Source organism: Paenibacillus sp. FSL M7-0896 (genome assembly GCF_037975415.1).
GTDB classification, from domain to species: Bacteria; Bacillota; Bacilli; order Paenibacillales; family Paenibacillaceae; genus Paenibacillus_AQ; species Paenibacillus_AQ silagei.
This window is the reverse complement of record NZ_CP150250.1, coordinates 421707-439187: the sequence shown is the minus strand read 5'-3', so window position 1 is coordinate 439187 and position 17481 is coordinate 421707. Positions and strand designations below refer to the sequence as shown.

17 protein-coding genes are annotated in these 17481 nt (G+C 53.7%); 2 read left to right on the top strand and 15 right to left on the bottom strand.

The genetic code is table 11. The features are described from left to right. Positions 1-18: 18 nt before the first annotated feature. The 7 genes from MKY12_RS01870 to MKY12_RS01840 form a co-directional block, all read right to left on the bottom strand. Complete coding sequence (locus tag MKY12_RS01870; protein WP_036693252.1) at positions 19-747, bottom strand: amino acid ABC transporter ATP-binding protein; 729 nt, start codon at positions 745-747, stop codon at positions 19-21. A 331-nt stretch (positions 748-1078) separates the two neighbouring features. After that, positions 1079-2068: an inorganic phosphate transporter gene (locus MKY12_RS01865; RefSeq protein WP_209875489.1), complete on the bottom strand. Its 990-nt coding sequence runs from the start codon at positions 2066-2068 to the stop codon at positions 1079-1081. 12 nt (positions 2069-2080) lie between these two features. Next, complete coding sequence (locus MKY12_RS01860) at positions 2081-2698, bottom strand: DUF47 family protein (RefSeq protein WP_036730910.1); 618 nt, start codon at positions 2696-2698, stop codon at positions 2081-2083. A 204-nt stretch (positions 2699-2902) separates the two neighbouring features. After that, positions 2903-4012 carry a DUF3048 domain-containing protein gene (locus MKY12_RS01855; protein WP_339312679.1) on the bottom strand — a complete coding sequence of 370 codons (1110 nt, stop codon included), beginning with the start codon at positions 4010-4012 and terminating at the stop codon, positions 2903-2905. A 169-nt stretch (positions 4013-4181) separates the two neighbouring features. Beyond that, on the bottom strand, positions 4182-4958 hold the full coding sequence (locus tag MKY12_RS01850; protein ID WP_036730914.1) for a class III extradiol ring-cleavage dioxygenase: 777 nt from the start codon (positions 4956-4958) through the stop codon (positions 4182-4184). An 83-nt stretch (positions 4959-5041) separates the two neighbouring features. Then, a complete protein-coding gene (locus MKY12_RS01845) occupies positions 5042-5872 on the bottom strand; it encodes an alpha/beta fold hydrolase (RefSeq protein WP_036730916.1) in 831 nt (276 codons plus the stop codon). 204 nt (positions 5873-6076) lie between these two features. Further along, entirely contained in the window at positions 6077-6277 is a 201-nt protein-coding gene (locus MKY12_RS01840; protein WP_036730918.1) for a hypothetical protein, read from the bottom strand. A gap of 185 nt (positions 6278-6462) precedes the next feature. On the opposite strand from MKY12_RS01840, the gene MKY12_RS01835 reads away from it, so the two are divergent. Both MKY12_RS01835 and MKY12_RS01830 read left to right on the top strand, forming a co-directional pair. After that, positions 6463-7125: a DUF1129 family protein gene (locus MKY12_RS01835; RefSeq protein ID WP_339312678.1), complete on the top strand. Its 663-nt coding sequence runs from the start codon at positions 6463-6465 to the stop codon at positions 7123-7125. Positions 7126-7166: 41 nt separating this feature from the next. Beyond that, a complete protein-coding gene (locus MKY12_RS01830) occupies positions 7167-8105 on the top strand; it encodes a hypothetical protein (RefSeq protein ID WP_339312677.1) in 939 nt (312 codons plus the stop codon). Positions 8106-8114: 9 nt separating this feature from the next. Here MKY12_RS01830 and MKY12_RS01825 read toward each other — a convergent pair whose 3' ends face one another. From MKY12_RS01825 to purD, 8 genes are all read right to left on the bottom strand, one after another. Continuing rightward, positions 8115-8537, bottom strand: coding sequence for a hypothetical protein (locus MKY12_RS01825; RefSeq protein ID WP_339253456.1), 423 nt, complete (start codon positions 8535-8537; stop codon positions 8115-8117). A 73-nt stretch (positions 8538-8610) separates the two neighbouring features. Then, on the bottom strand, positions 8611-9873 hold the full coding sequence (gene ilvA / locus MKY12_RS01820) for a threonine ammonia-lyase IlvA (RefSeq protein WP_036693275.1): 1263 nt from the start codon (positions 9871-9873) through the stop codon (positions 8611-8613). 596 nt (positions 9874-10469) lie between these two features. After that, positions 10470-12554, bottom strand: a complete 2085-nt coding sequence (locus tag MKY12_RS01815; RefSeq protein WP_339312675.1) for a methyl-accepting chemotaxis protein — start codon at positions 12552-12554, stop codon at positions 10470-10472. A gap of 310 nt (positions 12555-12864) precedes the next feature. Then, the gene (locus MKY12_RS01810; protein ID WP_339314744.1) at positions 12865-13356 is read right to left on the bottom strand and encodes a PadR family transcriptional regulator; all 492 of its coding nucleotides are present in this window, start codon (positions 13354-13356) and stop codon (positions 12865-12867) included. A gap of 45 nt (positions 13357-13401) precedes the next feature. Beyond that, a complete protein-coding gene (locus MKY12_RS01805) occupies positions 13402-14244 on the bottom strand; it encodes an NmrA family NAD(P)-binding protein (RefSeq protein WP_339312673.1) in 843 nt (280 codons plus the stop codon). A gap of 84 nt (positions 14245-14328) precedes the next feature. After that, a complete protein-coding gene (locus tag MKY12_RS01800) occupies positions 14329-14667 on the bottom strand; it encodes a hypothetical protein (RefSeq protein WP_339312672.1) in 339 nt (112 codons plus the stop codon). A gap of 9 nt (positions 14668-14676) precedes the next feature. Beyond that, the gene (locus tag MKY12_RS01795) at positions 14677-15999 is read right to left on the bottom strand and encodes an SEC-C metal-binding domain-containing protein (protein WP_339312670.1); all 1323 of its coding nucleotides are present in this window, start codon (positions 15997-15999) and stop codon (positions 14677-14679) included. A gap of 210 nt (positions 16000-16209) precedes the next feature. Next, entirely contained in the window at positions 16210-17475 is a 1266-nt protein-coding gene (gene purD, locus MKY12_RS01790) for a phosphoribosylamine--glycine ligase (protein ID WP_339312669.1), read from the bottom strand. Between the last annotated feature and the right edge of the window lie 6 nt (positions 17476-17481).

Here is a 17481-nt window from a genome sequence, read left to right as displayed (position 1 = left end):
GATTCCTATATATTTAGTTTAGTGGCTTAATACACGGCTGAGAAAAGTACGCGTCCGCTCTTCCTTCGGGCTGGCGAAGAAGGCTTCCGGCTCCGCCTCTTCCACGATCTGCCCCTGATCCATGAAGATGACCCGGTCCGCCACCTCGCGGGCGAAGCCCATCTCATGGGTCACAACGACCATCGTCATGCCCTCGCGGGCCAGGGCGCGCATGACATCCAGCACCTCTCCGACCATCTCCGGGTCCAACGCCGAGGTCGGCTCGTCGAACAGCATAATCTTCGGCTTCATCGCCAGCCCCCGGGCAATCGCCACCCGCTGCTGCTGTCCGCCGGATAGCTGGGAAGGATAGGACTCTGCCTTGTCGGCAATGCCGACCTTCTCCAGATAATACATGGCGGTCTTCTCCGCTTCCGCTTTGCTTAAGCCCAGCACCTTGACCGGGGCCAGCGTGATATTATCTATGACTTTTTTGTGCGGGTACAGGTTGAAGTGCTGGAAGACCATTCCGATCTCTTTGCGCAGGGTATTGATATCTGTCTTGCGTTCGTTTACAGTTATACCGTCCACGGTTAATCCGCCGCTCGTGATCGTCTCCAGACGGTTAATGCAGCGCAGCATCGTGCTCTTGCCGGAGCCGGAAGGACCGACTACAACAACGACTTCCCCTTCCTGAACATGCAGATCAATGCCCTTCAGTACATGGAATTGTCCGTAATGTTTGTCTACCTGATGAAAGTCGATCAATAGCTAGGCCTCCTTTGTCTATTCGGGTGTTTGTCAGCAATGGTAACACTTAAAACAAACCTTACTTCAGAGACTACCAAATCCTACATAATACTACGCAAAATTCATTTCTCATATGTTATTTTCTTTTATTTATGTGATGTATTTCATTTTCTTTTTATGCCTATTAACATTTTTTATCAGTTTCGTGTAGCCTTTTGTGACATTCCTCTCTTGAAAAACAAATAACCTCCGCTTAGGCCGAGGTTTAGCGCTGAACACAAAAAAAGATGTCCTAAAGCCATCCATGGCTTCTGTGACATCTTGTCCAAGCAATCTATTCTGTTCAGTCCTAGAAGAAGAGCTTGAAGATTACTCCCGACAGCAAGGCACTGATCGGAATCGTAATGAACCAGGTAACCACGATCCGTCCGGCCACTCCCCATTTGACAGCGGAGAAGCGCTTGGCTGAACCTACACCCAGAATCGATGAGGTGATCGCGTGGGTTGTACTTACCGGCAGATGCAGCAGCGTAGCCGTGAAAATAACAGAGGCCGCCGAAATATCCGCCGCGAAGCCGTTGATCGGCTCGATTTTGAAAATCTTCGTGCCCATCGTCTTAATAATCTTCCAGCCGCCGATCGACGTTCCGAGTGCCATGGATGTAGCCGCTGCAATCTTAACCCAGAGCGGAACCTCCATCGTATCCAGCCGTCCCGAGGTGACGAGGGCAAAGGTAATGATCCCCATCGCCTTCTGCGCGTCATTCGTACCATGGGTGAAGGATTGCAGTGCGGCCGTCACGATCTGCATCGAACGGAAGCCCTTGTTGACCGTATGCGGACTCTTCTTCGCGAAGATCCACTTCAGAATCGTCATCACAATATACCCGATTACAAAAGCGATCAGCGGGGAGAAAATCAGCCCCTCTACGATCTCAATGAACCCGCTCCATTTGATATGCTCTGTACCTGCCCCGACATACACCGCACCGGCTAACGCACCGATAAGCGCATGGGAGGAGGACGAAGGAATACCCAGCCACCAGGTCACAAGATTCCAGATAATTGCCGCAATGAGCGTCGCTGTGACAATGTCTATCCCGTTGTCCAGCAGGGTCGGATCGGTAATGCTGCCCCCGATCTTCTTCGCCACGCCGGTGAACATCAAGGCGCCGATAAAGTTCATCGAAGCGGCCAGCATGATGGCTGTACGCGGCTTCAGCGCACGGGTTGAGACAGAGGTAGCAATCGCATTGGCGGTATCATGGAAGCCGTTGATGAAGTCGAACGCCAGCGCAAGAAAGATAACAAAAGCTAGTACATATATAGATGTATCCATATTTGAGGCCCCTTATGAGTTACGCATGATGATCGATTCCAGCATGTTGGCTACGTCTTCACATTTATCCGTGGTGGTCTCGAGCCGCTCATACAATTCTTTGCGCTTAATCAGCTCAATCGGGTCCTTCACAGTCTCGAACAGGGCCTTGGTGCAGATACGCAGGACTTCGTCGCCCTGGTTCTCCAGATCATTCAGACGGATGGTGTATTCGCGGATCGCCAGCAGCTTCTTCTGGGAGAGCAAATGAACCGCCTTCTGGATCTCGTATGCACTCTGGCGGAGAATCTCTGCGAACTGGACAATATACTCATCCGCATCCAGCAGGTTATACATATAGAAACGCGAGGCAGAAGCCTCCAGCCCATCAATGACATCGTCCATGCTTGTGATCAGATCCATGATGTCGTCCCGTTCCAGCGGCGTAATGAACGTCTTGTTCAATTCCTTGATGACAGTGTGTGTGTAGGTATCGCACTGGGATTCGTATTTCTTCATCTCCCCGGCGAAATTCTCCACATTGCCCTGGAGAGTCGAGATATTCTGAGCGAAATAATCCGCCGCCTGAACAATGGTGTCAGCCATGTTTTCCAGCGTCTCAAAGAATATATCCTTTTTTCTGAGCCTCATTAGCTTTATACCCCTTTACATGAAATTGCCGTAAAAAAATGCAGCCATCCAAATGTAAATGCATGAAAATGAATGACAACCCTTGTTATCTTATCATATCGACAGAAGGGATAGAAGACAAAAAACCGAACTTTTTTACACTATAATAACAATTCCCTGCAACTTACGAAAATAATCATCCGAACATTCAATCTCCAGCCGGAATTAGGGGGATGCAAGCGCCTGCGGGTATTCGAGATGACTGCTGAACGAAGGACTGTTCGGAACGATCAGAATATGGGTAATCCCCGGGAACATCAGCGCCTCCTTGCCGTCCTTCTTCACGAACCGGATGACGTCTCCGGGGCTGCGCGACCACTTGCCGTTCATCGCTACGCCGCGCTGTAACAACACCGCTTCTCCCCCCAGCTCCGTATCCACCTGCAGCCGGCCGACATCGTCCAGCACCTTATGGTCCGAACCCATCACGATGATGTTTGCCGCTTCCACCGGACGGTTATTATTCAGATCGAGATGCGGCTTGCCATTCACCCAGCGGGCGTATGTGCGCTGCTCTGCGTTATAATGGTACCCGACATTGTAGCTCTTCAGCAGGAAGTTCACACCCAGCGCAAGCGCCGGGGTGCCCTCCACAGGAATATAATCCGGATCATGGAAAAGAAAACCAGGGACCTTCACGCTCTCCGCATAGCCCAGCTTCACTGCCCCCTCCCGCAGCTTGGCGGCATTGCTGTACAGGTTATGCGGGGCCTTGCGTTCCTTGTCCCGCCAGAAGTAGGCCCCCGCGCGGCCGATTTCGTCCATATCTGCCTTCTTCTGCCGTTGCAGAATGGCATAGGCATCCGGACTGCCTCCGGCATGCACCGTTATGCCGCCATAGCTCTCGCCGATATCCAGCAGGTAAGGGCGGATACTGCGGATCGGCCCAATCTTCACCACCCCGGCATGACTCTGAAAGATACCGATCAGCCGGGTAATTCCGCCTTCGGCCAGCACCTCGTACAGAATATCCGCCTCGCTGATCCCGGACTGCGGGCGGGCCGCCGGGGCATTATTGATCATGACCGCGAGCGGCCGGAGCAGGCTCTCCTCCTCAACCGGCAGGCCTGTTAAGACGGAGACCGCTATTGCCGGGGCTGGCGTTGCTGTCGGCGAAGGCTGCGGAACTTCGGTAGGCTGCGGCTGCGCCGTAGGCGCTACCACCCGCACGGGCTCAGGCGTTGCCTGCTCTTCCCCACAGGCAGAGAGCAGCACGGCGGCAAGGACCAGAGCAGATACAGGACGGGATACATAACGGTTCATCGATATAGACACGTTGTTCCTCCTAATCGTAAGTTACAGCTTGCTTCTCTCGATTCTCTTCTATGAAACTCGCTTCCTTTATTTAATCATAGCTGGCAGAGTTTGTCTTGAGTCAAGTGGAAACGGCAGCACAAAAAGAGTACAGCCCTTATAGCAGCTGTACCCTCTATTCATTCCTATATTAATCAAACATCCAGCAGTTCAGGCTGAGCGTACCGTATTGGTAGGCCTGAATCATTAACTGTGCCGCTCTGCCTTCATCGGCTGCACCCATTACGTAGAAGAGCGGGATGAAATGTTCCTTGCCGTAGGTTGGTACGGCCTCCCTCACATGCGGAGCTTGCTTCTCATACGCATACAGGGAGGGAAGATCCCAGGCCGCAAGCCGCTCTGCAATCCACCCGTCGAAGTCAAGCGCCCATTGCTCCGGCTGATCCTTCTGCTTCAGCAGCCTGAGGTTATGCACCAGACCGCCGCTGCCGATAAGGAGGACACCTTCCTCACGCAGTGGAGCAAGCATCCGTCCGATGTTGTACTGCTCCTCAGGCGAGCGGAGTGAATCCACGGATAAGGCCACGACCGGAATATCCGCCTGCGGGAACATGGTCCTCAGGATGACCCAGGCACCATGATCCAGCCCACGGCCCAGCACGGGCTGATGGGGCAGATTACTATCCTTGAACAGTTCCGAAATACGGCGGCTGAGTGCGGGATCACCTGGAGCAGGATAACTCAGCTGATACATCTCTTCCGGGAACCCGTAGAAATCATGCTGCGTTTCATGCTGTGCGTCCACTGTGATCAGCTGCTCGGGACTATCCCAATGAGCTGAGAAGATCACAATGCCCCGGGGCTTCCCCAGATCCGAACCCAGCCGCTGCAAGAAACGCGTATAGTCGTTATCCTCAAGTACCAGCAGCGGGGAGCCATGCGCAATGAAAAAGGCCGGTAATTTCATAGGGTAAGAGCCTCCATTTCCGGTATGGTCTTCCCCTTTATTTTACAGCTAATTCCCAGCCATTGCGAGTGCCGTTACCGCTCCTATATCATCCAGTTCTGCCATTCCTCCTGCAGATGCTCCTGCTGGTTCATCCAATCCCGGGTACGCTTCAGCACCTGCTCCTGCGCCGGACCCGAAGAGAAGGTATGATCGCCCTGGAAAATAATCTCCTTGTCGCACCGTCCTTCCGGCCGGGTCCAGAACAGCTTCTGGTAGAGAAACGCATAATCTACAGGAATCACATCATCGGAGGTTCCGTGGATGACCAGCACATCGCCGCTGAACTTCCCGGCTTCCTGGAACGGCTGGAAGGCAGCCAGGGAATTGAAGTATACCGGAGTGAACGAATAGCCGGCGTAATCTGCTGAACCGCTCTTCACCGACCGGTCGAAGGCATCCCTGCCGACAATCTTGACGATATCATTGAAGGGATAACCGACAGCTGACCACAGTACAAGGTTCTTCACCCGCCGGTCACGGACGCCGGTCAGCAGCGCCACCGCACCGCCCAGACTGTGTCCGATCAGCGTTACACGCTGCGGATCCACATCGGCCGAGCTGATGCCGTAATCCAGCACCGCCCGGGTCTGCCCGATCATCGACTCCATATCCTCACTGCCGTAATCACCGCTGCTCTCCCCGCAGCCCGCATAATCGAAGCGGATTACCATATAGCCATCCTGCGCCAGCTCACGGGCTGCCTTGACGAAGATCCGGTCGACACCGATCCGGCTGCCCACGAAGCCATGGCAGATCACTGCAAGCGGCACCCGGTTCTTGCACCGTCCTGTCCCTGCCCGGTCTGCGGCCGGATAATGTATGCTCGCTGTCAGTTCCTCTCCGTTATGCCGGATGATGATATTCCGTTCCATTGCGGCGTCCTCCCCTAAATGGCTGATTTATTTTAAATTATAATAATTCCGATTAACTTAGTATGATTAATATCTCTATTATAATATCTGTGCTAATTTGTTGTCAATACGCATGAAGCCCGCCGCTTACGTCAGCCCTACCGGAGAAAAGGCCCCTTCCACTCCCGCAGGAGCAAAAGAGGCCCATACCCGCTTAGGCATCACTCAGTCATAGCTGTCGTGAAACATGTCGTGTGTCTCCTGCCGGCCTTCCCAATCCCCGAGCCCGTTCTCCTGGCCCTGCCCCGCAGCATCCCATAGGCTGAAGCCGTCAGAATTGCCCCAGTCCCCCACATCATTAGTCGGTACAGGCGCGGTGCCGTCGTTCACAGCCTTGCCGGGTTCCTGCTTGTTCTCCTGTTCCATAACGCTCCCTGCCTTCCCTCTAGCTATAGTTGGTGAAGCCACCACCTCTTCAGTGTTTACTCTTCCAAAAGGATTATTCAGACCTTCGTGAACGAACGTTGTCCTTGCACACGGCTGGTGCACAAACGTATACTCTAGGTTGAAGGTATCCTGATCACTCAATGCTGGAGGTATAGGTCCACACTATGAAAGTCAAAGCTATGATTAAGCAGAACAACCTGCTGCGGGAGCAGATGACGCCGTCTAACCGCTCTTATTACGAAGATATGATTCTGGCGATGCGCGCCAGTTCAGTAGATGCTGTACGTGCAGAGGAGCTGCTGCTGGAGGCGGCTGAGCTGCTGCTGAAGGGACAAGCCAAGGGCAAGAATGCCAAGCAGATTTTTGGCGAGAAGCCCGGTGATTATTTCAAGGATGTGATGGACAGTGTCCCGCCGCGCACACCGCGCAGCCGGCTGAAGAACTCTATGATGATCTCCTGGTCCGCTCTGACCCTGCTGTTCGGGACGATGGGCATTGCCGGCCTGATTACACAGTGGAGCGGCGGTCCGCACGAACTCTTCGGCCAGCTCAGCCTGTTCACGCTGATCGTCGTCGGCGCAGGCTCCATCCTGCTGGTTGAGCTGATTATGAAATGGATGGCCTCCCTGTCGGAGGACGACAGTCCGAAGCCCAAGACCTTCGACATTAAGGCCCTGGGCATCTACATCGGAATTGCTGTGATTGCGGTATTCGCCGGCATATTCCTCGATAATCTGTTCCCGGTGATTCCGGTCTCGCCCTGGGTCAGTCTGGCGCTGGCCGCTGCCGGAGGGCTGGGGCTGAAATTCATATTCTTCCCATCTTAGAGCCTGTAACCCACATCCATTCCAAACAGGAGGAGACTCGAATGAAAAAGCATGCCGTTCTATCCGCCGCAATCGCCCTGCTCATAGGGCTTCAGGCAGGCGCAGCCGTCCCGGCTGGTGCCGAAGGCAGTGGAAGCAGCCGGACAGGCACTTCAGGTGCAGCTGCAAGCGCTAAGACTGCCAGCCATGCAGAAGCGGTCTATAAGGGCGCGCTGCCGCTGCTGTCCAGCGGTAACCTGCCGGGTACCATTGCCTATATGAAGACGAAGCTATACGCAGTCACTCCTTATCAGGCGACTGTATTGACGCTGAAGCTGGAGAACCTGCATAAGGCGCTGCTGCCCTCCTGGGAGAAGAAATTCAGCAGCAGCGAGGTCCAGCGGAAGCTCCTCGCCGTCTACAGAGGGGGAGTCAGCATGGAGAAGCTGGCTGAGAGTACGGATAACGCCGCTTTGCGCGCCCTGCTGCAAAATGCGGGAGAGAGCGGATACAAGCTGGATACCGCCGAGGGCAGCTTTTACCCGGTGATTGATTATGCGGCTTACCGCAAATATAAGCCTTATGTAACGGAGGATATCAGCAGTTATATTTCCATTATGGCGGCTGAATCAGATCTGCCTTCTTCCAAGGATAACGGGCTGATCATTGCTTGGGGCGAGGTAGCCGACCGTGCGCTGACCCAGGAGCAATTCATCCAGACCTATCCCACTTCCAACCGGGTACAGGCCGTCAAGAAGCTGTATAACCAGTATGCTGTGAACACCTTCTACGGCCAGAATAACACCCCGCTCTTCCATTACGATAATCTGGAGATGGATCTGGAGGCGCAGAAGGCCTACACCAGCATCCTGGCCAAGAACAGCACTACCAGTGCTTTCCTGCAGAAGCTTGACGGCTTCATGAAGCTGATGAAGAGTAACGGCTACCTGCTGGACGATGCGGCGGAGCAGTATCTGAAGACTGAGGTGCCTCAGCCGTAGGCGGTTCAATTAAATACCATACAACAAGTGGAAACGGCTTTGCCGTCTGTTCAGGGACGGCACCCGTTTCAGCGAGAAATAGAAGGATAGGTTATCGTGTGAAACATATAATTTCTTATATTTGAACAAAATCACCCTGCGGGTAAATGAGATTACCTGCGTGCCAGCAAATTGTATGCTGTTTTCCGCATACATTCGAGCCATGCGCCTGCGCACCAGCAAGTGTATGCTGTTTTCCGCATACATTCGAGCCATGCGCCTGCGCGCCAGCAAATGTATGCTGTTTTCCGCATACATTCGAGCCATGCGCCTGCGCGCCAGCAAATGTATGCTGTTTTCCGCATACATTGGGGTCACACGTCTGCATGTGAGCACAATGTATGCTGTTTTTCGCATACATTCGGGCCACACGCCTGCGCGCCACTTATCCACAACTTTCCTAAACAACAAGAAAGCAGCCCCGTCCGCAATCACGCCGGACGGGGCTGCTTCTTATTGGATCAAATCAAATCAGCATACTGAACAGATTAACATCCTTGTTAATCTCCACATAATCGACGCCCTTCTGCTTCATCCGCTCAATCAGCGGGGCGTAGGCATCGGTAGACATCAGTTCAATGCCGACCAGGGCCGGGCCGTTCTCCTTCTCATTCTTCTTCGTGTACTCGAACCGGGTAATATCATCATCCGGTCCGACCACCTCGGTCAGGAACTCGCGCAGGGCACCCGCGCGCTGCGGGAAGTTGACCATGAAGTAATGCTTAAGACCCTCATAGATCAGGGAACGCTCCTTGATCTCCTGCATCCGGTCAATATCGTTGTTGCCGCCGCTGACGATGCAGACCACGCTTTTGCCGCGGATCTGATCACGGTACATGTCCAGTGCAGCAATGGGGAGGGAACCGGCAGGCTCCACCACAATGGCATTCTCATTATACAGCTCCAGAATAGTGGTACACGCCTTGCCCTCCGGCACCTTCACCACATCATCCAGAAGCTTCGAGCAGATATCGAAGGTCAGACCGCCGACACGCTTCACCGCCGCGCCGTCCACGAACTTGTTGATCTCCTTCAGGGTGATTACCTCACCGCTCTGCATGGCCTCACTCATCGAAGCCGCGCCGCTGGGCTCCACACCAATAACCTTGGTTGCCGGACTCACCGTCTTGATATAGGTGGCTACACCGGCTGCCAGCCCGCCGCCGCCGATGGTGACGAACACGAAATCCGCTGGCTTGTCCAGATTCTCCATCACCTCCATGGCAATGGTTCCGTTGCCGGCAATAATACGCGGCTCATCGAACGGGTGAATCAGGGTCATGCTATAGTCAATGCAAGCCTGCAGCGCTTCATCATAAGCATCATCGAAGGTATCCCCCTTCAGAATCACCTCAACGAATTCGCCGCCGAAGCGCCGGACCTGCTTAATCTTCTGATTAGGAGTAGTGCTCGGCATGAATATCTTGCCTTTGATGCCTAGTGCCTTGCAGGAATAAGCCACGCCCTGGGCATGATTTCCCGCGCTGGCGCAGACGATGCCCTTGGCTCTGTCTTCGTCAGACAGACTGCGGATCATATTATAGGCTCCCCGGATTTTGAAGGAGCGTACAATCTGCAGATCCTCACGTTTCAAGTATACATTACAGCCGTATTTGGCCGACAATACCGCATCCAGCTGGAGCGGCGTACGGACGATAACCTCCCGCAGCACATGGTGTGCGCGTACAATATCTTCCATTCCTACGATCCGGTTTTCGCCTTCTCTCATGTTTTCCCCGCCTCACTGTCTCTTTCTTATCGTTTCGCTTCTTGTAACATACTCTTCCAAGGACTTTTTTTCAACCCTTGTCCTCTCCACACAATATAGCATCCACTGAGAGTGGAATCACACTCTATATGATGCATGTCAGCGCCTCCATCCGCACACCCACTCTATCTCATTAACTACATCAAGCTGCACAATAGACAGATTACCTAGCCGAAGGAGTCACACTGGAGTTGAGTAAACTTGCGGTGTAAGCCTACGGCTGCACAGCCTAGTTACTGCGCATTCAATGGGATTTTTCCTTTTAATTTGCTCACACAGCCTACTTCTGGCGTATATAATGGGATTTTTCCCCTTAAGTTGCTCAAACAGCCTACTTCTGGCGTATATAATGGGATTTTTCCCCTTAAGTTGCTCACACAGCCCACTTCTGGCGCATTCAATGGGATTTTCCCCTTCCCTTCCCTTCCCTTCCACTTCTAACTCCTTCTCCTATCGTAAACAGAGAACTATTCTTATCCTCCATCCTCCATCCCCCCATTCATCCCACAAACACAAAACGGCCCTGTCATCCATCGGCAGGACCGCCTACACTACTTCTATACCTTAAACCTCGACACCGCACTCAGCAGCTGCGCCGAGCTGAGCTTGATCTCCTCCATCTCCGCTACGATGCTGCCGGACCGCCCGATGATCTGCTCCGCTCCGGCAGCAATGGCTCCCGCTCCTTCTGCCCCCTCATTCGTCGCACTACCCGTCTCGCTGATTGCAGTAAGCATGCTCTGGATGGAAGCCAGCAGCTCTTCCGAGGTGGCGCTGAAGTCCGTCACCAGCTCCTCGATATACCGGGCATCCTCACTGTACCGCTCTCCGGTCTCCTGCATGGCATCGTAGTCCTTCTTCACCTGGCTGTCCATGAAGCCAAGCATACTCTCCGCAGCCTCCACCAGATTGGACACCGCCTGGACTACCGCCCCTGTCACTCCCTGGATCTCAGTCACCGTCTCACGCGAGTTGTCGGCCAGCTTACGGATCTCCTCTGCCACTACAGCGAACCCCCGGCCCGCTTCCCCGGCCCTTGCCGCCTCAATGGAAGCATTCAGCGATAACAGGTTGGTCTGGGCGGCAATCTCCAGAATGGCGCCCGTAAGCGCGCTGATCTGCGAGATTGATCCCGACTGTTCGATGGCCGTGCGCAGCTTCTCTTCGCTAAGCCCGTACACGGTATCCGCCTGTGTGCGGGATTCCCAGGCTCTCTCCTTCAGCCGCTCCGCCCGTACGTTAATTTCTCCGGCGGCTTCCGCCCCCTCCTGAGCTTTGCGGGCAATCCCGTGGATCGCTGCCTCGATCTGGGTCGTGCTGGCATTCATCTCCTCCATCGAGGCGGCTGTCTGCTGCAAGCCTGCCGACAGCTCCTCCGTAACCCCCGAGATATCGGTAATGCTGCCATCCAGCACGAATACGTTCTGCTCTGTATTCTCCACCGCGCCCGAGATACTCTGCGAGCTGTGCAGGATCTCCTGAATCAGCGACTGCTGCGAGGCGATCATATCGTTGAAGCCCTCAGCCAGCACCCCGATCTCGCCTCCTGCGGTTACCCTTGCCCTTACCGACAGGTCCCCCGCCTTCGCCTGCCCGAACGCAGCCGTGAGGAGCGGAAACTGCTTCAGGATACTGCCCGAGACCAGATACAGCAGGACAGACAGCACCGCAATCGAAACCATAATGGAGAGGAAGAAAATCAGCTCGAAGCGCTTCAGCTCAAGCTCCGCATGCTTCTGTGGTACGATCAGCGCGACTGACCACTGGTTAGCCACAGCCGGTGAATAGGATACATAGCTGGGCTCGCCGTCTATGTCCGCCCGGATGACATTTGAGCCCCACTGCAGCATTTTATCGCCGACAGTCTTCCACGATCCGCCCAGATCAGCCATCTTCTTCAGCAGAATATGATCCGGATTGGGATGATAGATGAAGGTTCCCGTCTCATCAATCAGCACGGCATAGCCGCTGCCTTTATAATTAAAAGCGCCCAGCGCAGCTGTAATCTGCTCAATCGAAATATCTGCACTCGCCACGCCGATCAGCTTGCCTGAATCATCAAGCAGCGGGGTGCTGACACTGACGACCATTTTGCCTGACCCGGCATCAATATAAGGATTGGTAATCGTTACACGCTTGTTCGCAGCCGCAGCGGAATACCAGCTTCGCTCCTTCAGCACGTAGTCTGCCGGAGGCTCGAATTCATCCTGGGTAATCACCTTGTTCACCGCATCCATACCTATGTATACATTGAGCAAATTCTTATTGTTGTTCTTGATCAGGTTCAGCGTCTGGATCAGCTCCGTGTACCCGTCCGTAGTCTTCAGCGTCTGCGCATCCTTCACCCTCAGAATGAAGTCGCGGAGGTAGGCGTTGGCATTGAGCAGTGCCACACTGTCTACAGCAGGCTGCAGCAGGTCATTGACCTGCACCCCGATCGCCCCTTTCTCATACGTCAGCGAGCTCTTCAGCCCGTCCACGATAAGCTGCTTGGCATTGCTGTAGATCACTACAGACACCGTCATGAAAATAACCACCACAGACAGAATCACTGACAAAAACAGCTTGCCGCGAATCCCCATATTACGGAGTGAGCCGATAAGCCCCCTCTCCCTGACCTTCTTACTCTTTCCCAGTGCCATAGACCCTCCACCTTCCATGTATAAAGGCCCGGGGCTGTCCCGGACCTTCTCTGTCTTTTCGACTTATTTCTGCAAAAAATCCCTTTATCCCTGTACCGTTTTCCCATAGGCTGTGAAATAAGTGTGTCCATGTAAGGTATTTTCTCATTATTATCGAGTTAAGCCTCTTATTTACCCCTATCACCGCTTATTCATGTCAGGTTATTTACACAAAAAAATACTCCCTTGTATCTGCTGTATTCAGCAAACAAAAGGGAGCAGGATCTCTATAACCAATTTTCCAATTCATCTTATCCGGCAATCTGCCGCACTACTGTTCCAGCAGCTCCTGAAACCACATCAGGTTCAATTCATGGTGCGCTCTGACATTATTCATCATCGATTTTGCCGTATCGTAGATCTTGTCTTGCTTGGCCTCCAGCGCATGGTCAATTTCAGCAATCTTACGCCGTGTCTGCTCCATCTGTATGGCTACAGCCGCCTTGAATTCCCCTGGATCATACTGGTGGGCGAACAGCGTCGTCATATAAAAAGCTAACGTAATATCATCCGTCTGCAGCGAGTACTTGGCCATCAGCGCTTTGAAATGCTCGTCGCCCTGCGGTGTAATCTCATAGATGTATTGCTCGGGATAGTTGTTCACGCTAACGACCTCTACCAGTCGGACCAAGCCTTCGCCCGATAACTTCTGGAGGTTGTAATACAGCGATCCCTTCGTCATATGAACAAGATACCTGTAATCCCGCTCCTTGAAGACACTGAGCAATTCATAAGCGCTGGATTGTCCGCAATCCTTAAGCAGACCCAGTATAAGTAAGGGTATAATAGCGAATTCCTCTTTCTGTATTTATTGAAAATCACCCAGATGCTCCGCGATCCATTCTCGGAACGTATAAGGCTCCCGGCCAAGAATCGTCAGCACCGTGTCCGTCACGGCGAGCTTATGCTTCAGGGTATACTCCCAGTCCTGTACTCTAAGGGTAATGTATTCTTCAGCGATGTACTTGCTCATATAGGAACGGAAGTCCGCGATGGTCTGTTCTTCCAGTTTAAGCGATTGTCCCAGTTGCTTAGAGATCTCTGTCAAAATGTTCCGCTGGCTAAGGATATTCGCACCTGTGAGCGTCAATACCTGCCCGGAGAATCGGTCAAAATCCGTTACAACCACACTGATAACCCCGGCAATATCTTCTTCATGTACGCTCGCCAGCTTAGCCTCCAAGGCCGGTAACCGGATCGTCCCCTTATTGTATCTAAAAAGGTCCCTCCAGTAAATGGTATTGTGCATGAAGGCCTCGGCCCGGATAAACACATACTGAAAGCCATATGCCTGAATCTGCTCCTCAACCTTCTTATGTTTCATAGCGTTCTCGTTGTAAGCGGCATCCGAGCGGTTGATGGACGCTGAGGATAAGAACACGATGTTGCGGACACCCTTGGCCCGGGCAGCCTGCAGAATCTCCTCAGCATCATCCAGCAGAATCAGGAATAAGGTCTCCACGCCGCGCAGGCTGTCTGACCAGGCGCTGCAATCCTTAATATCCCCGGTGACGATCGTCATGTGACCGCTCTGATCGTGCATCAGCTTCTCAGGTGTGCGGGTGAGGGCTTTGAAGTTGACATCCTTAGACTTGAGGTAATGTACAACCCGGCTTCCAACGGTTCCAGTTGCTCCAGTAATAAATAACATTAGGAGGACCTCTTTTCAGATAGTTTAGTCTAATTAGACTACATCACATAATATAGTCTAATTAGACTATATTGGCAAGGGGATTTATACGTAGCCCAATTCCACCGCCATTGTAGTCGGTTTTCCGACTACATTCGCCCATCCACCTGCACCACTGCCCATTGTGGTCGGTTTTCCGACTACATTCGCCCATCCACCTGCGCCATCGCCCATTGTGGTCGGTTTTCCGACTACATTCGCCCATCCATCTGCGCCACTGCCCATTGTGGTCGGTTTTCCAACTACATTCGCCCATCCACCTGCGCCATCGCCCATTGTGGTCGGTTTTTCTATTACATTCGGCCTGTGTTGGGTGATATCAGCGAGGTCACTCCTAATCTCCATAAAAAAACACAGCCCCGAAGGACTGTGTCTGGTATTCATCTATAGCGTCTATTGCTTCAGCATCCACTTAAGCAGATCCGGCAGGCTCGCCCACAAGCGCGAGTGCATAATTACATATTCAATCGCTTCATTGGGATCACCCATACCGACATAATCCGGAAGATTATGCGGCAGCCGCTTTATACCCAGCAGGTAATCCGGCACATGCTTATTCACTCCGCGGGCTATGCGGTAGAGCATTTTGAGCTGCGAGGTAATGCCATTCTTCCTGAACTCCAGTACAATCCGGTCATAGGCAAAAGCCGCCGCCGCATCCTCTTCACCGTAGTTCTTAATGATCCGCTCTGCTTCTTCAAGCTGGTTGCTATACAGGTATACAGCAGTCAGCAGATAGCGGGCACCGGTATTATCATCCTCATTAAGCTCCAGGATATGCTCCAGCATCTCTGTTGCTTCCTCCGCCTTACCGCCGAACCAGCAGGATTCCGCGTAGCTCTGGCAGATACGGATATAAGGGCGGGTCTCATAGAGCCCCCAGAAGAATCCTTTATGCTTCGTAAAATAAGACTCGCCCAGCTCCCGTCTGCCTGCGGCGATTCCCGCCTTCAGCAGCTCACGGGCGTCCTCCTCATTCTCCGTTTCCTCGGCCAGAATAAGGTAGGCTTCCGGGCTGTCCGGATAGAGCTCCAGCGCCTTCTCCGCCAGCTGGACCCGGCGCTTCGCAGAGGTTGCCTCCATGGCTTGGGCCAGAAGGGTCTGTGCCTTTTCCTGCGGAGTTTCCGCTCCGTTCAGCGCCATCAATTCGTCCGCTTCCCCGGTCATGCCGTATTCCTCGACATAGTTATAGATCTCCTTAACCTTGCGGGAGATCGTGGCCGTAGTAACCGCGTATTTGTCCGCCAGCTCCGCCTGCGACAGCATGAAGCCGTATTCCTCGGACAGCAGGTATTCGATCGCCGCACAGAAGGAGCCTGTCTTCTTCACGGCCGGCTTGGTCTGGCGGGAGAAGCCGTTCCACAGCAGCAGTGCTTCCAGAATCAGCTCCCGGTCATACTGCTCTCTCATGTGCTCGATCAGCTCCAGCGCCAGCTGTTCATGGGCCGGATGCTCCCAGTTCAGCTCCTTCGCCACCATCTTCTTCAGCTTGGGCAGCGTAAGCTTGCCCGCAGCAGGTGCAGCACTTACCGTAGCCGGCTGTTCCTCGTGCACGATTACACCGGGTATGGTTACAGGCGCTTGCGCCGCTGCATCCCCTGCGTTAACCAGCCTCAGCATCGACTGGGCTGCCGCTCTGTCTTTCTCCATGCAGCATTTCTTATATTTGTTCCCGCTTCCACACGGGCATAAGTCGTTTCTTCCTACCTTACTCAAAACTAATTCCCCCTTAAATCAGTAACTGTACATCCGCATTAGCACCGCTGTTATGGAACTATTATAACATTTGTTCCGAATTGTTAAAAAAGGCCTTTCCCTAGAAAGGAAAGACCCTTTATCTGTATATATCCGCACATTTTCCCCCGTACGAGTTGTATTATAGCACTTCTCCTACAACTTGTCAGTCCTTTTTTTGGGACTTTCTCCTCAGACCAGTGCCTTCATTGCGATATCACTGCGGTTCTGTTTGCCCGCAAACGTAATACTCTCCGCACTGGCATAGGCCGATGTACGTGCTTCGGCAATGGTTGCCCCCAGGCCTACCACCCCAAGCACGCGGCCGCCGGTGGTCACCCAGCCTCCGTCCTCGCTACGTGCGGTTCCGGCATGGAAGACCAGCGCAGAGCTGCTGTCCTCCAGCCCGCTGATCGGCACACCCTTCGGGTAAGGCCCGGGATACCCCTCCGAGGCCAGGACCACGCAGACTGCGGCCTCTTCGCTCCACTCGATCGGAATATCGGCGAGTCTGCCTTCGGTCACAGCCAGGAAAATCTCCAGCAGATCGCTTCGCAGCCGGGGAAGAACCACCTGTGTCTCAGGGTCCCCGAAGCGGGCATTGAACTCAATCGTCTTCGGTCTGCCGTCCGGCGAGATCATCAGCCCGGCGAACAGCACGCCGCTGAAGGGACGTCCCTCGGCAACCATCGCTCTGGCTGTCGGCTCAATAATCGTCTCCACCGCTTCACGGATGATCGCTTCATCGATATGCGAGAGCGGGGAGTAGGTCCCCATGCCGCCCGTATTAGGTCCTTTATCACCGTCGAATACAGGCTTATGGTCCTGGGCCGCAGCCATCGGCCGCACCGTCTCGCCATCCACGAATGCCAGGATCGACATTTCCTGCCCGGCAAGGAACTCCTCAATAACTACCTGCGCTCCGGCTTCCCCGAAGACCTTATCGACCATGATCTCCTGAAGGGCCTGCTCCGCTTCCTCCCGCGAATACGCCACGGTTACCCCTTTGCCTGCGGCCAGGCCGTCCGCCTTGATGACAATCGGCAGCTCCTGGCTCCGCAGATAGGACAAGGCTGTCGCATAATCGCTGAATTTCTCATAAGCGGCTGTCGGAATGCTGTATTTATGCAACAGATCCTTCATGAAGGTCTTGCTGCCCTCAATCTCTGCGGCGTTCTTGCGCGGACCGAATACAGGGATATCCTGCGCTTCGAAGGCATCCACAATGCCTGCAGCCAGCGGATCATCCGGTCCGATGACCACCAGGCCGACCTTCTGTTCCTTGGCAAAAGCGGTCAGCTTATCGAACTCGAAGACGCCGATCGGCACACATTCCGCAAGCTGCGCAATCCCGGCATTGCCGGGGGCGCAGTAGATTTTACCGGCACGGGGACTGCGGGACAAGCTCCAGATGATCGCATGCTCGCGTCCGCCGCCGCCGACTACTAAAATATCCATAAGGCT

Bases quoted from the DNA above. Each gene is read 5' to 3' on its own strand.
- MKY12_RS01865 (WP_209875489.1), bottom strand. From the start codon at position 2,068: ATGGATACATCTATATATGTACTAGCTTTTGTTATCTTTCTTGCGCTG.
- MKY12_RS01860 (WP_036730910.1), bottom strand. From the start codon at position 2,698: ATGAGGCTCAGAAAAAAGGATATATTCTTTGAGACGCTGGAAAACATG.
- MKY12_RS01850 (WP_036730914.1), bottom strand. From the start codon at position 4,958: ATGAAATTACCGGCCTTTTTCATTGCGCATGGCTCCCCGCTGCTGGTA.
- MKY12_RS01845 (WP_036730916.1), bottom strand. From the start codon at position 5,872: ATGGAACGGAATATCATCATCCGGCATAACGGAGAGGAACTGACAGCG.
- MKY12_RS01840 (WP_036730918.1), bottom strand. From the start codon at position 6,277: ATGGAACAGGAGAACAAGCAGGAACCCGGCAAGGCTGTGAACGACGGC.
- MKY12_RS01835 (WP_339312678.1), top strand. From the start codon at position 6,463: ATGAAAGTCAAAGCTATGATTAAGCAGAACAACCTGCTGCGGGAGCAG.
- MKY12_RS01830 (WP_339312677.1), top strand. From the start codon at position 7,167: ATGAAAAAGCATGCCGTTCTATCCGCCGCAATCGCCCTGCTCATAGGG.
- ilvA (WP_036693275.1), bottom strand. From the start codon at position 9,873: ATGAGAGAAGGCGAAAACCGGATCGTAGGAATGGAAGATATTGTACGC.
- MKY12_RS01815 (WP_339312675.1), bottom strand. From the start codon at position 12,554: ATGGCACTGGGAAAGAGTAAGAAGGTCAGGGAGAGGGGGCTTATCGGC.
- MKY12_RS01805 (WP_339312673.1), bottom strand. From the start codon at position 14,244: ATGTTATTTATTACTGGAGCAACTGGAACCGTTGGAAGCCGGGTTGTA.
- MKY12_RS01800 (WP_339312672.1), bottom strand. From the start codon at position 14,667: ATGAATACCAGACACAGTCCTTCGGGGCTGTGTTTTTTTATGGAGATT.
- purD (WP_339312669.1), bottom strand. From the start codon at position 17,475: ATGGATATTTTAGTAGTCGGCGGCGGCGGACGCGAGCATGCGATCATC.